General features: G+C 31.7%; 17 protein-coding genes, 1 pseudogene and 1 riboswitch. Of the genes and pseudogenes, 3 read left to right on the top strand and 15 right to left on the bottom strand.

Translation table 11 applies throughout. The features are described 5' to 3' along the window. Positions 1–195 precede the first annotated feature (195 nt). The 4 genes from pdxT to G9F71_RS11730 form a co-directional block, all read right to left on the bottom strand. Entirely contained in the window at positions 196–762 is a 567-nt protein-coding gene (gene pdxT / locus G9F71_RS11745; protein ID WP_164952161.1) for a pyridoxal 5'-phosphate synthase glutaminase subunit PdxT, read from the bottom strand. Between the two features lie 2 nt (positions 763–764). Continuing rightward, positions 765–1,634 carry a pyridoxal 5'-phosphate synthase lyase subunit PdxS gene (pdxS, locus tag G9F71_RS11740; protein WP_164947773.1) on the bottom strand — a complete coding sequence of 290 codons (870 nt, stop codon included), beginning with the start codon at positions 1,632–1,634 and terminating at the stop codon, positions 765–767. A 652-nt stretch (positions 1,635–2,286) separates the two neighbouring features. Then, a complete protein-coding gene (locus tag G9F71_RS11735; RefSeq protein ID WP_164952162.1) occupies positions 2,287–2,679 on the bottom strand; it encodes a bacteriohemerythrin in 393 nt (130 codons plus the stop codon). Positions 2,680–2,829: 150 nt separating this feature from the next. Further along, complete coding sequence (locus G9F71_RS11730; RefSeq protein WP_187353509.1) at positions 2,830–3,507, bottom strand: hypothetical protein; 678 nt, start codon at positions 3,505–3,507, stop codon at positions 2,830–2,832. Positions 3,508–3,544: 37 nt separating this feature from the next. Between G9F71_RS11730 and G9F71_RS11725 the strand changes: the two genes are divergently transcribed. Further along, a complete protein-coding gene (locus G9F71_RS11725) occupies positions 3,545–3,847 on the top strand; it encodes a Rieske 2Fe-2S domain-containing protein (RefSeq protein ID WP_164952163.1) in 303 nt (100 codons plus the stop codon). Positions 3,848–3,857: 10 nt separating this feature from the next. Here G9F71_RS11725 and G9F71_RS11720 read toward each other — a convergent pair whose 3' ends face one another. The 11 genes and pseudogenes from G9F71_RS11720 to arcA all read right to left on the bottom strand — a co-directional run bounded on the left by G9F71_RS11720 (position 3,858) and on the right by arcA (position 15,313). Next, positions 3,858–4,184, bottom strand: a complete 327-nt coding sequence (locus G9F71_RS11720; protein WP_164952164.1) for a DUF1475 family protein — start codon at positions 4,182–4,184, stop codon at positions 3,858–3,860. Between the two features lie 19 nt (positions 4,185–4,203). Beyond that, positions 4,204–4,886, bottom strand: a pseudogene (locus tag G9F71_RS11715) (DUF1295 domain-containing protein). 108 nt (positions 4,887–4,994) lie between these two features. After that, the gene (locus G9F71_RS11710; protein ID WP_164952165.1) at positions 4,995–6,425 is read right to left on the bottom strand and encodes a DAK2 domain-containing protein; all 1,431 of its coding nucleotides are present in this window, start codon (positions 6,423–6,425) and stop codon (positions 4,995–4,997) included. A gap of 211 nt (positions 6,426–6,636) precedes the next feature. Then, positions 6,637–7,401 (bottom strand): heme ABC transporter ATP-binding protein, encoded by a 765-nt coding sequence (locus G9F71_RS11705; RefSeq protein ID WP_164952166.1) that lies wholly within the window; start codon positions 7,399–7,401, stop codon positions 6,637–6,639. A gap of 1 nt (position 7,402) precedes the next feature. Continuing rightward, positions 7,403–8,455 carry a FecCD family ABC transporter permease gene (locus tag G9F71_RS11700; protein ID WP_125004255.1) on the bottom strand — a complete coding sequence of 351 codons (1,053 nt, stop codon included), beginning with the start codon at positions 8,453–8,455 and terminating at the stop codon, positions 7,403–7,405. A 16-nt stretch (positions 8,456–8,471) separates the two neighbouring features. Further along, positions 8,472–9,419, bottom strand: coding sequence for an ABC transporter substrate-binding protein (locus G9F71_RS11695; protein WP_164952167.1), 948 nt, complete (start codon positions 9,417–9,419; stop codon positions 8,472–8,474). Positions 9,420–9,453: 34 nt separating this feature from the next. Beyond that, positions 9,454–10,014: a bifunctional adenosylcobinamide kinase/adenosylcobinamide-phosphate guanylyltransferase gene (gene cobU / locus G9F71_RS11690; RefSeq protein ID WP_164952168.1), complete on the bottom strand. Its 561-nt coding sequence runs from the start codon at positions 10,012–10,014 to the stop codon at positions 9,454–9,456. Between the two features lie 161 nt (positions 10,015–10,175). Further along, positions 10,176–10,356: riboswitch (cobalamin riboswitch) on the bottom strand. Positions 10,357–10,510: 154 nt separating this feature from the next. Continuing rightward, positions 10,511–11,461, bottom strand: coding sequence for a carbamate kinase (gene arcC, locus G9F71_RS11685; protein ID WP_125004261.1), 951 nt, complete (start codon positions 11,459–11,461; stop codon positions 10,511–10,513). Between the two features lie 74 nt (positions 11,462–11,535). After that, positions 11,536–12,948 (bottom strand): basic amino acid/polyamine antiporter, encoded by a 1,413-nt coding sequence (locus G9F71_RS11680; protein WP_164948147.1) that lies wholly within the window; start codon positions 12,946–12,948, stop codon positions 11,536–11,538. A gap of 102 nt (positions 12,949–13,050) precedes the next feature. After that, positions 13,051–14,052, bottom strand: a complete 1,002-nt coding sequence (argF, locus tag G9F71_RS11675; RefSeq protein WP_202017904.1) for an ornithine carbamoyltransferase — start codon at positions 14,050–14,052, stop codon at positions 13,051–13,053. A 37-nt stretch (positions 14,053–14,089) separates the two neighbouring features. Then, a complete protein-coding gene (gene arcA / locus G9F71_RS11670; protein WP_164948149.1) occupies positions 14,090–15,313 on the bottom strand; it encodes an arginine deiminase in 1,224 nt (407 codons plus the stop codon). Positions 15,314–15,894: 581 nt separating this feature from the next. On the opposite strand from arcA, the gene G9F71_RS11665 reads away from it, so the two are divergent. Both G9F71_RS11665 and G9F71_RS11660 read left to right on the top strand, forming a co-directional pair. After that, positions 15,895–17,382 carry a spore germination protein gene (locus tag G9F71_RS11665; RefSeq protein WP_224626343.1) on the top strand — a complete coding sequence of 496 codons (1,488 nt, stop codon included), beginning with the start codon at positions 15,895–15,897 and terminating at the stop codon, positions 17,380–17,382. Beyond that, positions 17,375–18,475 (top strand): endospore germination permease, encoded by a 1,101-nt coding sequence (locus tag G9F71_RS11660; protein WP_164948150.1) that lies wholly within the window; start codon positions 17,375–17,377, stop codon positions 18,473–18,475. The genes G9F71_RS11665 and G9F71_RS11660 overlap by 8 nt, the downstream gene beginning before the upstream one ends. Positions 18,476–18,530: the final 55 nt, after the last annotated feature.

Here is an 18,530-nt window from a genome sequence, read left to right as displayed (position 1 = left end):
TTACCTCACTAAACTAATAGGATAATATCATCTTTCATGCTGCAAGTCAACCACTTATTTTACCTATAATATCTTATAAAAAAAACTATCACCCTGAGACTTTGCTCTTAGGGTGATAATTTTTTTAAACAATTTAGTTAATAATATAGTAGAAACTACAGATTAACTTATGTTTTTATGGACTTCTATTAAGTTTTATTTGCACATATTTACGAAATATCTATGAACTTCTAAGTTATCCGTAAGTTCTGGGTGGAAAGCTGTAGCAAACATATTATTTTGTTTTGCTGCTACAATTTTATCATCAACAGTACATATTGTTTTAGCATCCTCAAAAACTTCTGTAATTAATGGCGCTCTAATAAAAATTAATGGTATTGGCTCACTTGAAATCTCATTGATTATAACATTCTTTTTAAAACTAGCAAGTTGGCTACCGTAAGCATTTCTTTTTACCTTTATATCCATAACTTTAAGATGACCACTGGAAGATTCCTCAATATGTTTAGCAAGTAGTATCATTCCCGCACAGGTTCCCCACACTGGAAATCCTGAAATGATTTTTTCTCTTAAAAATATAAACATATTTCTTTCCCTTAAAAGTTTTCCAATGGTTGTGCTCTCGCCACCGGGCAAAATTATTCCTCGTAAATCTTTAAAATCTTCAAGTTTCTTAATCTCTACGCCTTCATGTCCAAGGTGGTTTATGTGGTTTATATGCTCTATTACACCACCTTGAAGTGCTAAAACTCCAATTTTCAATCTTACCAGCCTCTTTCCGAATATCTCTCTTTAATTTCACTTAATTCTAGTCCATCCATTGCTTGTCCTAGATTTTCTGAAACTTCTGCTATAACCTTAGGATCATTGTAATAGGTTGTTGCGAGTACTATAGCTTTTGCTACCGCTTCAGGATTCTCTGCTTTAAAAATTCCTGAACCTACAAAAACTCCTTCTGCGCCAAGTTGCATCATGAGTGCTGCATCCGCTGGCGTTGCTATTCCACCTGCTGCAAAATTTACTACAGGAAGTTTACCATTTTCCCATACATATTGGATTAAATGAATTGGTGCTCCCATGTCTTTAGCTAGAGTCATTAACTCTTCTTTTGGAGCATTTTTCACTTTTCTAATATCATCCATAATACATCTCATGTGCCTAACAGCTTCTACTACATTTCCTGTGCCGGCTTCACCTTTTGTTCTTATCATTGCAGCACCTTCAGAAATTCTCCTTAGTGCCTCTCCTAAATTTCTCGCTCCACAAACATAAGGAACCTTAAAATCACTCTTATTTATATGATATTGTTCATCTGCTGGAGTCAAAACTTCACTTTCATCTATAAAATCTACTCCTATTTCCTGCAGAATTTGCGCTTCAACAAAATGGCCTATCCTACCTTTAGCCATTACTGGAATAGTTACCGCTGCCTTTATTTCTTTAATCATTTTAGGGTCAGACATTCTAGCCACGCCACCTTGCTTTCTAATATCTGAAGGAACTCGTTCTAGTGCCATTACAGCGCAAGCGCCAGCCCTTTCTGCAATTATTGCCTGCTCCACATTCACCACGTCCATAATTACTCCGCCTTTTAACATTTGAGCCAAATTTTTATTAAGTTCATATCTTTCCATAATAAAACCTCCCTAAATATTATTTATAAGGCAAAGTATAACATATGTCTATGATATATTCAAAATGTACCCATACACTTTAGAGAGGGATTATCAATCCCTCTCTAAAGGCCTAAAGGCTTAAATACAAGCAATCAGATTGTACCAATTGACAAAAATTAATGGTATTATTATGCAAAATGTATGGCGCTACCTTCTAAAGACAGGGCAGCTTCGTGAATTACAAAGAATTTGTGCGGAAAGCCCACTCTCTTTAGGTGTGGGATGGATATCACTACTAAAATATACCATTAGACATCGTTATTTTAGTACGATATAATATACTTAGGTTTTGAAACGAGCCATATACTATCGTTAATGTGTCAATTGTGATGCTTGATAGTGAAATTCTCGAAGAAAATAATTAGTTTTTATATGTTGTAATTTATAGTTTTTATTATAAATGAGAGTATAAAAGAAGTTATTTAGTATTCAAGAACCCCATTCATTTATGTGTGGGAGTTTCAGATCTCCAATGGCATATATATTTGAGACATTAGTCTGCCTTTTCTAATTCAAGTCCGTCTATATATATCGATGTACAAAAAAGAGAATCAATTACTGATTCTCTTTTTAAAATTTATTATAACCTTGTAAATTTTTTTTTAAAAATTTATTTTACTGGTATAAGTAAATCTTTCTCCAATATATGATTAACCAGCCAATCATTTAAATAAGTTAATATTGTCATTATAGCCTCATCCTGATTTGCATCAATTTTACGTAAATCCACTTCATCTATTTTTTTAATAAAACCTGCATGGTCCATTTTTTGAGTGAATAATCTTTTATAATTTATACTCTCCATATACTTTTCTTCATCTTCAAAATGATAAACTGTATACGCTCTTAGTTCTTCAATTACTGAAACTATTTTATCATATTTATCCATATCATATGGACTTTTTAATAATTGATAAGCTCTTTCACCTATTTCAAAAAGTTTTTCATGCTCGGTATCAATAAGTAGAATACCGGTTTTATATTTTTCTTTCATTTCAAACATTTATTAATCTCCTCCAATTAAATTGATTGTAATTTACTCTCATAACTTATATTACTTTATTTAAATTCGTTTTACAACAATAATTTCCATATTGATTTATATTTCCACATAATCCATTTCATTTTTATTAAAATAACATATGTTATCCATCTACTTGTTTTCTATTTCATCTTTCAAGAAAGCTCTCCTCTTACGGTATTCAATAATAGGGGCATCTCCTTGAATAAGATTCTCACCCATTTTAAATTCAGTTTTTTTAGGAGTTTGTGTTAAAACAATCCTTCTATCTTGATGAAGAATATATTTATTACTAATATTACTCATTTTATTAACTAATTGTTTTAATACAGGAATTTTCATAAATTTCTGGTAAAATCTAAGATAAATCTGAGTGTGTTCATCATCAATAGGCACAAAAATTGCTAATATTCTAAGATCCTTGCTAATAATATTTTGCCACGTATTTGGCATTTGAAACTGAAGACTAAATAAGTTTTTATAGTTTTCAATTTCATCTGGTTTCAATGGTCGCATTTTTCCATCATCCACTTGGTTATCTACATAAAAGGTCATTAAATTCTCTTCCCACTTAACAACAGGTCCATTTACTAGTGTCTTATTGCCCCTACCTATGGATGATGCATGGACAAAAGGCAAATGAACAACGTCTAATTGATTTTCAACGGCCCTTGTGTAATGAACTGGCCACATCTCCGAAAATCCGCCATATGAGAACCCTTCACGTAAGTCTTTAAAAAAAGGAATTTCTGGTAACTCATCAGTGAAGTCTCCATACCATAACCAAATTAAACCATATTTTTCTTCCACTTGATAAGCAATTCTTAAGATGAAAGGATGCAATAATATGATTAGAAATCAATGGTATGGTATATTGGACTCAAAAGAGATAAAAAATAAAAAGCCAATTGGTGTCACAAGGCTGGGTGAAAAACTTGTTTTTTGGAGAAGTGAAAATGGTAAAGTAAATTGTATTTTTGATAAATGCTGTCATAGAGGGGCATCTTTAAGTGCTGGACAAGTAATTCATGACAAAATTACTTGTCCATTTCATGGATTTCAATATGATGCTTCTGGAAAAGTAACATTAATACCAGCCAATGGCAAAAATATTCCTATACCAGAAAGGTTTACGGTTTTTATTTTATAAAGCGTAAATATCAAATTCTATTTTTATGCCAGAATCTTTCCCAGTCCCCATTACTATTCTTAAATGCTATGAAAATATATAAACAACTCATCATACTTCCTAAAATTAAAACTAGTAAAACCCAAATTATAGCTTTAATAATATTATTCTCTCTATGAACTATCCAGAAACATACTATAATAAATTCAATATAAATATCTACCAAGGATATTTGTCCCCAAGGCATTCCTAATAATATTTTACCTTCACCTGTAAAATTTCCAATAGCAAATCCATATATAAGCATTCCAAGCATTAATAAAAAACCAATAAATGAAATTATTTTCCCGATTTTCATAAAATCAACTCACCACCATCTAATTTTTTTTAATTTTTTTAGGAACCCAAGGTACAAATATGTTGGTATACTTTGAATAATCCTGAAATTCTTTGTTGTCTTTGTAATGTTTTTCAAGCATCGGCACTCCAGAAACGAATAACAGTAGCAGGGTTATAAGTATAGGGCTAATAATTCCAGCTATGCCACTTCTTGATGATAAGCTGATTATAAATATTCCCCACCACATTGTAGCTTCTCCAAAATAATTTGGATGCCTTGTATATTTCCAAAGTCCCCCTTTCATTATATGACCCTTGTTTTTTTTATCTGAAATAAAATCTTTTAACTGTTTGTCTCCTAACGCTTCAAAAGCAAAACCAACTATCCAAATTACGACACCTATAATTTCTAATAACCCTAAACTTCCGGTGTCCGTAGCATTATTCATTATAATGGGATATGCTATTACTAGAATGAGAGCTCCTTGTAACATAAACACTTGTAAAAAACCCCTTACTATTATCAATTTTCCCATTTTTTTCTCATGGCAACATATCTAAAATCTTCCGGTTTCCCTAAGTTTCTTTTTAATATATGATAAAACAGTCTCATTCCCCATACAAAAACTAGGACTGTAACTATAACAGATCGAAAATTGTAATTTCCAGAAGTGAGCAATGTATAAACTGCTATCACTACAAATCCAAGACCCCATCCCATATCAACTATAGAATTGTTTTTCACAATCTGTGCAACAATAAAAAAAACAGTCATATAAACGAAAATAACTCCTATACTTTTCAAATATAAATCCATAATAAAACTCCTCTATTTTGTATTTTGGACACTAACATATATTTTTGCTCTATTAATAGTTTCTTCTATTATCTCCACAACTTGCTCATAATTTTTTCCACTCTCTAATAACTTTGCTGCTTCTAAAACTAATAATCCTTCCGCTCCAGAGTTTAATTTAGAATTAATTACAGTTATTTTCTTTCCTTCTTCTATAAATTTTTCTGAGGCCTTTTGTACTGCATTAAAAGTTCCACTCATCTCTTTTGACACTATGATTGTTATTATTGATTCATAGTGGCTAGCTAAAAAAGAAAATATATTCTCCACACTTTTTATTGTTGGTTGTGAACTTGTAGGATACTCTTTTAAATTGTCAATCATGGAATAAAATTTATCAGGTTTTATAGTCAGCTTATCTAAATATGGACTATCTTCAATAATTAAATTCAATGGTATAACATGAATTTGATACTTTTCAATTAACGACTCTGGTAAATCAGCAATGGAATCAGTTAGGATAGCCGTTTTACTTTTCCTATTATTCACCACTTCATACTGCTTTTTCATGTCATCAACCTTTTGCTGAACTATTTTACCTTTTTCTCTTAAAATATAAAATAATTCATCTGGTTTATTGGTGTGTATGTGTATTCTAATTTTTTTAGAATTTCCTGCAACAATTAACGAATCTCCTAAATGTTTTATTTCATTCTTTATCTCATCACTATTTAAATTTTCATTTGAAATTAGAGCTTCTGTGCAATACCTGTAAGTTATATCTGCATTAAAATTATAGGTCTCTTCTTCCAACACTATTTCTTCCATATGTAATTTTAGTTTTATAATGTTTTTATCCTTAAGAAAGTTCACAATTCCCTGAAGAAAACTTACAAAGCCACTTGCACCAGAATCCACTACAGAATGTTTTTTTAAAATTCCAAGAAGATTTGGTGTGCTTGCAAGTGATATTTTTGCATCTTCTAAAGTACTAATTATTATTTCCTCAAAATTTTTAGTTGCATCCTTCAATTTATAAACTGCTTCTGACCACTCTCTTATAACTGTTATCATAGTTCCTTCAACAGGATTTAAGATAGCTTTATACGCATATGGAACAGCTCTCTTTAATGCTTCCGCAAATGTTGATATAGTTAGAACTTCTGTATCATTTATTTCTTCATTAATTCCATTTATAAATTGCGCAAAAATTATTCCTGAATTTCCTCTTGCTCCAATTAGTGCTGCATCCGCCATAGAATTAATTGTAGCTTTAATCGAATTTTCAAATTTTGTTTCTTCAATTATGGCATTCATGGTAGATATAAGATTACTACCCGTATCCCCATCTGGAATAGGAAAGACATTCATTTTATTTAGTGCATTTTTTTGTTTTCTTACATGTATAACGCCTGATAAAAATGCGTTATATAATACTTCACCATTTATATTATTCACTTGCATATGTAATCTCTCCTTAATAATATTTTTTATTTTCAAATAATATTTATTGAATCATACCATATCTGCCCAAATATATATATATATTCTTAAATTAACCTTAACTATAGTACATTTTGTTTAAATTTTAGTTTTTTTGTATATAAATAGTAAAAAGCATCTGCTAGGCAGATGCTTTTTATTATTTACATACATTTTACATACTGTTTTTGTACTAAAAAGGCATAATAAAAGTTTTTTTTGTTTTAGGATTTTTGGTTATATAGACATCTAATCCATAAACTTTTTTAATTATATCTTCAGTTAATACTTCCTCTGGGATTCCATCTTTGTAGACTCCGCAATTATGCATTAGTATCATATGATCACAATATGCAGCTGCTAAATTCAAATCATGAAGCACTGCAATAATCGTTATGTTTTTATTTTGATTTAGTTCTTTTAATTGATTCATTATCTCAATTTGGTGATGAATGTCTAGGTGAGAAATAGGCTCATCTAGAAGAATTATTCCTGTTTCTTGAGCAATTGCTCTTGCCACCACAACTCGTTGTTTTTCTCCACCACTAAGTGCATTTATGCTTTTATTTCTAAGCTCCCAAGTGTTGGTTATTTTCATAGCATTCATAGCTATATTAATGTCTTTTTCACTTTCTGAGCAAAATCTAGAAATATGAGGAGTTCTTCCCATAAGAACTATATCCTGTACTGAAAAATCAAATTCAATTTCTGTGCTTTGTGGCACTACAGCCATTTCCTTTGCTAGCACCTTTGGTTTTATTTGGGTTAAATCCACTTCATCAATATAAATCTCACCTTTTTCCATAGGGAGAGATTTTGATAGTATCCTTAAAAGAGTAGTTTTACCTGATCCATTTGGTCCTAGGATGGTATAAAATTTTCCTCTTTCAATATTTATATTAATATTCTTTAATACTTCTTTTTCAAAGGAAAAGCATACGTTATTTATCTCTATCAATTTATATCGCCTTCTTCTTTGTTCTATATAATAGATATATAAAAAATGGAACTCCAAAAATTGAGGTTATAATTCCCACTGGTATTTCAGATGGAGGCACTACTACCCTTGCAAGCGTATCACAAATTACTAAAAATATAGCTCCCCCCAGTGCAGAAAATGGTATAACCACCCTATTATCAGATCCAAAAATCATTCTAATAGCATGAGGCACTATAAGCCCTACAAATCCAATTATTCCACTTACAGATACAACTGCTGCAACCATTAGTGTACTTATTACAAATATGTACTTTTTAAATCCATTTACATCTATACCAAGACTTCTTGCACTATCTTCACCAAGGAGCATGATATTAAGATCTCTTGAAAATGTAGATATAAACAATATTGAGGGAACTACTATTATAGATAGTAGAATCACTTCATTCCAACCTGCTGTGGAAAAACTACCCATGGTCCACATAACTATTTTTTCAATATTATCGCTATTAAAGGTCATCATTAATGAAATTATAGAAGATAATAAATAATTTATAGCAATACCTGCGAGGAGAAGTGTTGCCACTGGAACTTTTGTACCAACTCTCGCAATATTATAAACTAAAAAAGTAGTTATTATAGCCCCTATAAACGCAGTTAATGCTACCATGCTCATTCCTAAAAAATGAGTTTCTTTAAGAAAAACCATGGTTATAGTGGCTCCAAGTGCTGCTCCTGACGAAACTCCTAAAACAAATGGGTCTGCCATTGGATTCTTAAAAATTCCTTGAAAAGAAGTACCAACCACTGAAAGTGCTGCTCCTACTAAACAAGCTAAAAGTATCCTAGGGAGTCTTAAATTCAATAATATGGTTATTGATGTGGACTTAATTCCATCTATGGATACAAAGTTATTTACTATTGGAATTTTACTTGTTATGATTAAAGCCGTCTGTTTAAAAGAAATATCTGCCACTCCGAAATTTGCCGCAGCAATCATCACAATTATAAGTAAAAATACCCCTACTCCAAAAACTCTTTTATAATAACTCTTATTTTCTATAAACGTCATGGTAGTGCAACCCCTTTTATTTGAAAAGTTCAGGATGAATTAGTTTAGCCATTGCTTCTAGACCCTCTGCAAGTCTTGGTCCCTGCCTAACAATAGTATTATCATCAATCCCCAATAATTTCCCATTTTTAACTGCTTTCAGATCTTTGTAACCATTAGTAGCTTCTATTCCTTTTTTTGTATCAAAGAACTTAGAACATATTAGAATATCAGGATTCTTTTCTACAAGCTTTTCTACACTGTATTTCCAACCAATTGCATCATCTGCAGCGTTTTTACCACCGGCTATTTCTATCATATTACCTATAAATGTATCTTTTCCTGCAGTGAAATCTCCACTTTTACCAAAACCTGCTACATAATAAACTGTTGGCTTCTTAGCATTTGCTACCTTACTAGTTATATCTGCAACCTTCTTTTTCATATCTGATATTATTGACTGTGCTTTTTCACTGGCATTTACAACCTGTCCAAGCTTTGACATTGTGTCATATACACCAGCAAAATTTTCTTCCCCATAAAGTACTATAATTTTTATATTAAGAGCTTCTAATTTTTTAACAACAGCCTTATCAAAATGAGTTGATGCAATAACTACATCAGGTTTTAATTCAACAATTTTCTCTATATTTGGTTTTAATAGACTACCAACAGAGGCTACCTTAAGGGTCTCAGTTGGATAATCATCGTAATCACTTCTACCAACTAGATTTCCACCTTTACCAAGGGCATATACTCCCTCTGTTATATTTGGCGCAATTGTAATAATCCTCTTAGGTTCTTTTTCAATGGTAACTGTTCTCTTATATGAATCTACCACTTTTATAGGATATAGAACACCCACAGCTTCCTTTTTAGTAATATTCGGCTCCTTGCTACTTATAGCCTTGTTACCACATGCAGTAAACACAAAACAAACAAAAATAGCTAAAACTATATTTATTATACTTTTTTTCTTAAACATAAATTTCCTCCATAAATTTTGATTTTATAATTATTTATTTAATTTTAATTGGAATTCCACAAACCACCAAGTGAACGCTCTGCGCCCTGGATGCTATATACTGATTTACTCTACCTGCAATATCGCGAAAGACCCTTGCCATTTTATATTCTGGTACAATTCCTGCTCCAATTTCATTAGTTACAATAATTACTGTTTTTGTGCTTTTTTCAGCTTCGCAAAGAAAATCAGCTACTTCTTGTAGAATTTCTTTTTCCATAGTATCTATAGCCTCAGCATTAAGATCATCAAAGTTATCCCCTGAAATATCAAACATAAGATTTGTAACCATTATTGTTATACAATCTAATAAAATCGTATCAAAGTGTATTTCTTCATTATAAAATACCTGCTTTAAATTTTTATAGCCTTCAAAAGTATGCCAATTAGATGGTCTTCTTTCTTTATGCTTTTTCACTCTATCCTTCATTTCATCATCAAATGGAATTGAAGTTGCGATATAAAGTACACCCGCCTTTTCTTCTTTAGCTAGCTTCTCTGCATAGGTACTTTTCCCGCTCCTTGCACCACCTGTTACAAGTACAATGTTCTTCATATTATCTCCTTATTAATTTAGTGATAAATCCATAAGTAAAAAAATAGCAAATAAAAAAACCACACCTCATGGATGTGGAATAATGCAATTAATTTTTTTCACCTATTGGATTACCCAATATTATTGTTAAATTATGCATTTTTCATCCTCCCCCCGAAGACTAAAATCTTGAGCATTTAGGCAGGTTTACTGGCTTTAGCGTCATCTTACTCTCCAACCTTCTCAGTTTCCCAATGGTTTTTTGGATTTCATCCTCTAATACAGTAGCGGCGGGCTGCAGTGGTCTTTAACCACTTTTCCTTTTACCCCTTGTTACAGAGCACCTATAGCTAATATTTAATTTATAAATTTACAATAATAATTGTAACATCAAAAAAATATTAAAGCAATAGAAACTCATTATACCTTTGCATCAACTTAAACTGGTTATAAAACCATCAAAAAAGTTAAATATAAGTCATAAGCATTTTCAGCTTATGACTTATATTAAACACTATTAATTTATTATTACTGTTCCAGCTGTTCCACCTATAGCTTCCCTAGCTTTCTCAAGGGATGTTATAATTGCTTTTCTGCCTTCTTTTGCTTCAACAAAGCTAAGAGCTGCTTTTATTTTAGGAAGCATTGAACCAGGAGCAAAATGTCCTTCTTCGATATAAGTTTTAGCTTCTTTTACTGTTATACTTGAAAGATTCTTTTGATCAGGCCTTCCAAAGTTAATAGCAACCTGTTCAACTGCTGTAAGTACAACCAATGCATCAGCATTTAATAATTCTGCTATTTTACAAGAAGCAAAATCCTTATCTATTACTGCTGGTACTCCTTCAAGTGTTCCATTTCCTGTGTCAATTACAGGTATACCGCCTCCACCAACAGTTATAACAACATGTCCAGCTTCAACTAATGTTTTTATAATAGGTTCTTCAACTATAGCCATTGGAAGTGGTGAAGCTACTACACGTCTCCAGCCTCTATTTGAATCTTCCTTCATTATATATCCTTTTTCAGTCATTAATTTCTTCGCTTGCTGCTCTGTAAAGAAAGAACCAACTGGTTTAGTTGGATTCTTAAATCCTTCATCATTAGGGTCTACTATTACCTGAGTAACTACTGTTGCGACTTCCTTATTTATCCCTCTTTTTCTCATCTCCGCCCTAATGCTTTGTTGTAGATGATAACCTATATAACCTTGACTCATAGCTCCACATTCAGGAAAAGGCATTATTGGGCTATTTTCATTTATTGAAGCGGCTGCTTCATAAGTAGCTATAAGTTGACCTACTTGAGGTCCATTACCATGAGCAACAATTACCTCATGCCCCTCTTCAATTAAATCTACAATAGCTCCAGAAGTTTCTCTTGCAGTTACTAACTGCGCTTCAGCTGTAGTATCCTTAGGATTTGCTTGAAGGGCATTTCCACCAAGTGCTATTACTATTCTTGCCATATTTATCTCTCCTTTTACGTTAAGCTAGTAAATATATTTTATTTAACAGCTTTTATATTTTATTGAAATTACATCTAAAGTTTAATTTTACCAATTGAGAGCAGTATAATCATTAAGATTGCCACTACAATAATCGCAGCCATTGCTATTTTCTCATTTGAAGTAATAGATTCATTCTTTTCTTTCTTAGCCTTTATAAATACAAATATGCCAACTGCATACAGTATTACTGCTGCTCCTAGATAATTTATTCCTACTGCATAAATTACATATATCGAATAGACACAAGCTAGTATAGAAACTATCTTATCTTTAGCTCCTAGACCATCTGCTAATGCAACCTTAACTGCATATAATGATGAAAGTAAATATGGAATTAAAATACAGGTTGTAGAAATTAAAAATACATTACCATAGGCAGACTGAAGTGCTGGTAAAAGTAGCGAAAGTAAAAATATTTGAGTTAATGCATCAGTTAATAGTAATGAATTTATTGCAGCACCATTGTCATTTTGTTTCATAAACCATTTCGGCATTGTGCCACCTTTTGCTGCAACATAAGGAATTTCCGCTGCAAGCATAACCCAACTAATTAAGCAACCTACAAGTGAAATTATTAAACCAACTTTAACAATTATAGCTCCAACACTGCCAAGTACAGTAAGAGATAGCATATCTGCTAAAGGTGTTGCTGAATTAATAAGAGTTTCAGCTGGAATTACTCCCATAGCTGTTGTTGAAACCAGTATGTAAAGAACTAAAGTTATAATTAAACTTATTATTGTAGCCGTTCCAACAATCTTTTGAGATTTTGCCCTCTCAGATAGTACTGTTGCAGCTTCAATACCAATAAAACACCACAAAATTGTACCCATTGCGCCTTTAACTTGCAAGAACAATGTAGTAGAATTTCCAGTAGCCGCTAACGCTGTTTTCCAATTTTCTACATTGAAAGTTCCAGATTTGAATATTGCTAGTCCAAATACAATTACCATTAATAATGGAATGAGTTTTGCAACTGTGGCAATTGCATTTATTATTCCAGCGCTTTTTACTCCACGCATTTGTACATAATGAATTATCCATAATAGTGCTGATGCTAATATAAATGATACTATAGGTTTAACGTCACCGACTAAACTATTAAAAGTTTTAAATATAAGAATAAAGAATGCAACATTTCCAAGCCAAGCACTTAACCAATATCCCCAGGCTGAATTGAACCCAACAAATTCTCCAAAGCCTTCTTTAGCATAAGTAAATATTCCACCTGTAAGCTCTGGTCTTTTATTTGCAAGCAATTGAAATACTAGTGCTAAAAATGCTACACCAAGTCCACCAATTATCCAAGCAATAATTGTTGCTTGAGGGTTTGCCTTACCTATAAGATCAGTTGGACTATTAAATATTCCTCCACCAATCATGGATCCAACTCCAAGAGCGACTAGTAGAGACAAGCCTAATTTTTTATCATTATCCTTTTCCATTTTGTAATCTCCTTTCGCTTGCTAAAGTAGCTATATTTTAAATTGGTGAGGGCAATAATATTACCCTCACCAATTAACTTTATATTTATAAATTATTTTAGGCTAGTTTCCAAGTGTAGCAACCATAACTGCTTTGATTGTATGCATTCTGTTTTCTGCTTCATCAAATACTATTGAAGCCTCACTTTCAAATACTTCATCTGTAACTTCAACACCATTCATTCCAAATTTTTCAAATACTTCTCTACCAACTCCAGTTTTTAAATCATGATATGCTGGCAGACAGTGCATAAATTTAGTATCTTTATTGCCTGTTAACTTCATCATTTCTTTATTAACTTGATATGGTTTTAATACACTAATCCTTTGCTGCCAAACTTCATCTGCTTCTCCCATGGATACCCAAACGTCAGTGTATATAACATCTGCTCCTTTTACTCCCTGCGCTACATCATCCGTAATAGTGATTTTTGCTCCTGTAGCACTGGCTACTTCTCTACATTTATTAACTAGTGCATCTTCAGGAAATAATGAATTTGGAGCAACTATTCTAAAGTCCATACCCATCTTGGCAGCTCCTATCATAAGGGCATTTGCCATATTATTTCTTCCATCACCAGCATAAACAAATTTGATTTCATTTAATGGTTTAGAAAAATGTTCTTTAATAGTTAAAAAGTCAGCAAGAATTTGAGTAGGGTGATCTTCAGTAGTCAAGCCATTCCAAACTGGCACTCCTGCATATTTAGCTAATTCTTCTACTACTTCTTGTCCATATCCTCTATATTCTATTCCATCATACATTCTTCCAAGAACTCTTGCTGTATCTGCTACAGATTCCTTTTTACCAATTTGAGTTCCTGTAGGTCCAAGATAAGTTACATGTGCTCCTTGGTCTAGTGCACCTACTTCAAAAGCACATCTTGTTCTTGTAGAACTTTTTTCAAATATTAACGCAATGTTTTTACCTTTTAATGTTTGCTGTTCTGTACCTGCATACTTAGCCCTTTTTAAATCTCTAGCTAAATCTAAAAAGTAGTTTATTTCCTTTGGAGTAAAGTCCATCAAAGTTAAAAAGTTTCTGTTTCTTAAGTTAAACATAATAAATTCCTCCTAATATTTTGTTATTTTTTTGTTGTTTTTATAAGTTATCTCTATTTAGAGGCATACTCATACATCTTGGACCGCCTCTTCCTCTCGAAAGTTCAGCACTTGGCATTGTTAACACTGTTATACCACGTTTTGATAAAATTTCATTTGTAACATAATTTCGTTCATAAGTTATAACCTTGCCTGGTGCAATAGCGAGAGTGTTTGATCCATCATTCCATTGTTCTCTTGCTGCTATAATAGAGTCACCACCACCGCATCTTATTAATTCAACTGAAGGTACTTTTAATGCAGATTTTAATATATTTTCCAATACATCTTTAGATTGTTTAATATGCAATTCTCCATTAACACCTTTTGTAATTTCAAAAACATTAAGGGGTCCTTCTATAGCTGGATGTATTGTAAATTTATCATAGTCAACCATAGTGAATACAGTATCAAGATGCATAAATGCTCTACAAGCTGGAATCTCCAATACTAATACTTTTTCGAAAGAAGCATGTTTTGCAAACAAATTCTTTGCTACCACTTCTATAGCCTCAGGTGAAGTTCTTTGACTACATCCTACCGCAAGAGTTGTGGCAGATAATACAAGCTCGTCCCCACCTTCAATATTATTAGGAAGGTTTCTGTCGTACCAAAGTGGTACTTCATATTGTTTAAAAGATTTATGATATTCATGAATAAATTTAAGGAACAATGTCTCGCGCCTTCTAGCTTCAGTTTGCATAGTATTTATTGTAATACCATTTCCAATTGAAGCACCTGGATCTCTTGTAAAGTAAAGATTAGGCATAGGGTCTAAGTAGAAAGGATATTGATTTGATATTAATCCTCTAAGCGAATGCATTCCCTTAATATCTATCTCATTTTTTCTAACTCCAGCCATAAGTATATCAATCATCTCACTTGTAGGCTTTGATATTAAATATGTATAAAGAGATTCGTATATCTCTTTATTACTAATGTGACTTTCTTTTAAAAACTGTTGTAAAAATATTTTTTTTACTTTATCGTCATTTAAGGCTTCAGTAGCAAGTTCTTCTAAATAAAGAACCTCCACATCATTTTCTTTTAATATTTTTGCAAATATATCATGCTCTTTTCTTGCTACTTCTAAATAAGGAATATCATCAAAAAGTAATCTTTCAAGAAGCTCTGGTACTAAGTTTTCTATTTCTCTCCCAGGTCTATGTAGCATTACTTTATTAAGTTTTCCTATTTCAGAAGTTACATTTATAAATGATTTCATTTAAACTGCCTCCCCGTTGTTTTTGTTGATGCCATCATTATAATGGGTAGGATTTTATTAGTAAAATAGAGTATTTTGCCATAAATGCATATATCTCTTCCTTATCAGCATAGTTATTAATTTATCACTTGATTTTTACGCTAAGCTCTGCTTTCCTCTGTAATACTCTCTATGCTAACGTTTGCAAACTAAGAATTTAGCAATGTTTGTATATATATTCACGATGTCCTAACTTATAATGTATAAAAGAAAAAATAGAGTATAAATATTCACAAATTTTTTTTTTGAATGTTTATACCTCTAAATGTATAATATTATCTTGCTAAAACTTGCATAGGGTTATGTTGTTATGTATGCGTCTGTATTTTAACTCATTTTATTCCATTATATTGAATTAAAATCATTGATAATATTTTTTATTAACAAATTGTACATAATCTTTTATCTGAAAATTCTTAAAAAAAGTTGTAATAAAAATTTGTTTTTATTATTTTTGATCATTTACATACATTTTTTTTCAAGGGGTACACTATTATTATTGTTATTATGCTTATTAAAAATATACCATAAAGGTGATATATATGAAAATTGAAACAATTGACTCTAAAATAAATACCATTATAAATATATTAGGCCCTTCATCTCCCATTAAAGTCAAAAGAATATCAATTGGTAAAAATCCACCTATACAGGGTGCAATTGTATACATTGATGGTCTAGTAGATAAAAATATTATTAATAGGGATATTCTTAATCCACTAATGATTGAAACACGTAGCCCCATAGAACTAAATAGTGAAACCCCCAGTTTTTTGTGCAGCACTTATATAACTGCAGATTGTTCTTTTATTAAGGGTAATACGGTGGAAGTTTCTAAAAATATTAAAAACGGAAATACACTACTCTTAATTGAAAATATAGAAGATTATATAGTAATAGATACTACTGGTGGTAGCATGAGAGCAGTATCCGATCCAATGAACGAAACCTCACTTCGTGGATCCAGGGATGGATTTGTGGAAAACTTAGAAGTAAATATAAGTCTGCTTAGGAGGTACATAAAAGATTCAAACCTCTCCATTGAAAACCTTGTGGTTGGGAGACGAACACAAACAGATTTAGCCTTAGTTTATATTAAAGATTTAGTTAATATCCAGGCTCTAGATGATCTAAGAGAAAGAATAAATACAATAGAAGTAGATTCCGTTACTGGCATGGGAGCACTCCAAGAATTTATAGATGAAAATCCCTACAGTATTTTTCCTATGTGTATGTCCACAGAGAGGCCAGACAGAGTAACCCCAAGTATTATGGAAGGTAGAATAGCTGTAATTTTAAATGGATCTCCCTTTGTATTAACAATCCCTTCTGTATTTGTTGAATTTTTTCACACCGTTGAAGATTATAATGAAAAAACAATATCTGCAAATATAATAAGGCTTCTTAGATTTTTATCAGTTTTATTAGTAATTACGCTTCCCTCAATTTATTTAACCCTAATTAAATATAACGGGGAGCTAATACCTGTTGAATTTGTTGTTCCAGTAGTCCAATCACGAATAGGGATATCACTTTCGCCCTTTATGGAAATACTTATACTAGAAATACTAATGGAAATTCTAAGAGAAGGCGGATTGAGGCTTCCCTCAAAAATAGCACAGACTTTAAGTATAGTGGGAGGCATTATTATAGGAAATGCTGCAGTACAATCAAATATGGTAAGTCCTACTACGCTTCTTGTGATTGGAATCACTATCATTGCTTCTTTTGCGGTGCCAACAGTTGATATGTCTATTTCTATAAGAATGTTAAGATTCCCAATGCTGTTTCTAGCAAATGCCATGGGTATAATGGGGGTTGCTACAGGCTACACCCTACTTATCCTTCATTTATCTTCCTTGGAGAATTTCGGTGTTCCATATATGGCCTTTAACAAGGATGATTTAAAAGATACTTTTATTCGATCACCATTATGGAAAATGAATACCAGGCCCTCCATAATCTCAGAACGAAATATTAAAAGACAAACTAATTTTAGGCATAAATTTAGGAGAAAAAAAGATGAATGAAAAAAACAATCTAATAACCTCTATTGAACTCTTTTTTATCTTGGTTGGCTGTATCATAGGTATGGGGGTAACTAGTCTTCCTGCAGATGTAGTAAGGATAGCAAAACAGGATGGATGGATTTCTACCATTATAGGTGGAATATATCCACTATATATTGTTCTCGCTTCAGGAATAATAATCAAAAGACATCCTAATAGTAATATAATGAATTTAAGTAGAGTATACTTTGGAAAAATAATAGGAAATGTTTTAAATTTATTGTTTATGTTTACATTTTTATTCTACATTGTACTAGTTATTTCTGGTTCAAGCAATCAATTAAGAGCATATAGTATATATTTTATCCCACATTTTAAAATGGTTATGATTTTTGCTGTTGTTGCTTGTTATGCTTCAATTAAAGGCTTAAAGGTACTCGCCAGATTTACCACTATAACATTTTTTCTATTATGTTTTATTGTGGTGGCATCCACAGTAACCTTTAAGTCCGCAAGTATTTTAAATGTAAAACCTTTTTTTGGCGCAGGTGTCTCGAAAATTTTAGAAGGAAGTCTAAAAACCGCCTTCGCCTATTCGAATATGGAATTACTTTTAATAATATATCCATATGTGGAAGATAAAAAATATATATTAAAAGCCGCCTACATTAGTGCTCTCGTCATAATTTTTTTTCATACATGGATAGTTTTTACATCTATCTATTTTTCTGGTCCAGATTTAGTAGTAAAACAATTATGGCCATTTTCTTTCGTGGCTGAATCATTTAAAATACCTGTGGTAAATAATTTTAGATATGTAGAGATGGTCATATGGATTACAATTGCTTATAAAACCATGTCTATTGAATTTTATGCTGCAACTAAAATATTAAATAATATTACTAAAATAGAAAGAAAAACAATTTGCTTTCTATTAATACCAGTTATTTTTATATTCCCTCTATTTATGGGAAATGAAGTAACGAGAAGAGAAATTTCAGGCAAGCTTATGCCTTGGATAATCTTATTTAATATTTCTTATGTAACCATAATTGCATTATTAACTCTTTTAATAGATAAGAATAATCTTAGGCATATTCAAAAAAACAACTAGAAAGTAACTTAGTCTATTTTGTATCATATTCCTTATTAAAAAAAGGAGAAATTTA

The sequence above is a fragment of the Clostridium sp. FP2 genome, from assembly GCF_011065955.2.
In the GTDB taxonomy this organism is placed as follows: Bacteria; Bacillota; Clostridia; order Clostridiales; family Clostridiaceae; genus Clostridium_AD; species Clostridium_AD tagluense.
This window is presented reverse-complemented; position numbering and strand designations above follow the sequence as displayed.

Bases quoted from the DNA above. Each gene is read 5' to 3' on its own strand.
- pdxS (WP_164947773.1), bottom strand. From the start codon at position 1,634: ATGGAAAGATATGAACTTAATAAAAATTTGGCTCAAATGTTAAAAGGC.
- G9F71_RS11735 (WP_164952162.1), bottom strand. From the start codon at position 2,679: ATGTTTGAAATGAAAGAAAAATATAAAACCGGTATTCTACTTATTGAT.
- G9F71_RS11725 (WP_164952163.1), top strand. From the start codon at position 3,545: ATGATTAGAAATCAATGGTATGGTATATTGGACTCAAAAGAGATAAAA.
- G9F71_RS11720 (WP_164952164.1), bottom strand. From the start codon at position 4,184: ATGAAAATCGGGAAAATAATTTCATTTATTGGTTTTTTATTAATGCTT.
- G9F71_RS11710 (WP_164952165.1), bottom strand. From the start codon at position 6,425: ATGCAAGTGAATAATATAAATGGTGAAGTATTATATAACGCATTTTTA.
- G9F71_RS11700 (WP_125004255.1), bottom strand. From the start codon at position 8,455: ATGACGTTTATAGAAAATAAGAGTTATTATAAAAGAGTTTTTGGAGTA.
- G9F71_RS11695 (WP_164952167.1), bottom strand. From the start codon at position 9,419: ATGTTTAAGAAAAAAAGTATAATAAATATAGTTTTAGCTATTTTTGTT.
- cobU (WP_164952168.1), bottom strand. From the start codon at position 10,014: ATGAAGAACATTGTACTTGTAACAGGTGGTGCAAGGAGCGGGAAAAGT.
- arcC (WP_125004261.1), bottom strand. From the start codon at position 11,461: ATGGCAAGAATAGTAATAGCACTTGGTGGAAATGCCCTTCAAGCAAAT.
- G9F71_RS11680 (WP_164948147.1), bottom strand. From the start codon at position 12,948: ATGGAAAAGGATAATGATAAAAAATTAGGCTTGTCTCTACTAGTCGCT.
- arcA (WP_164948149.1), bottom strand. From the start codon at position 15,313: ATGAAATCATTTATAAATGTAACTTCTGAAATAGGAAAACTTAATAAA.
- G9F71_RS11665 (WP_224626343.1), top strand. From the start codon at position 15,895: ATGAAAATTGAAACAATTGACTCTAAAATAAATACCATTATAAATATA.
- G9F71_RS11660 (WP_164948150.1), top strand. From the start codon at position 17,375: ATGAATGAAAAAAACAATCTAATAACCTCTATTGAACTCTTTTTTATC.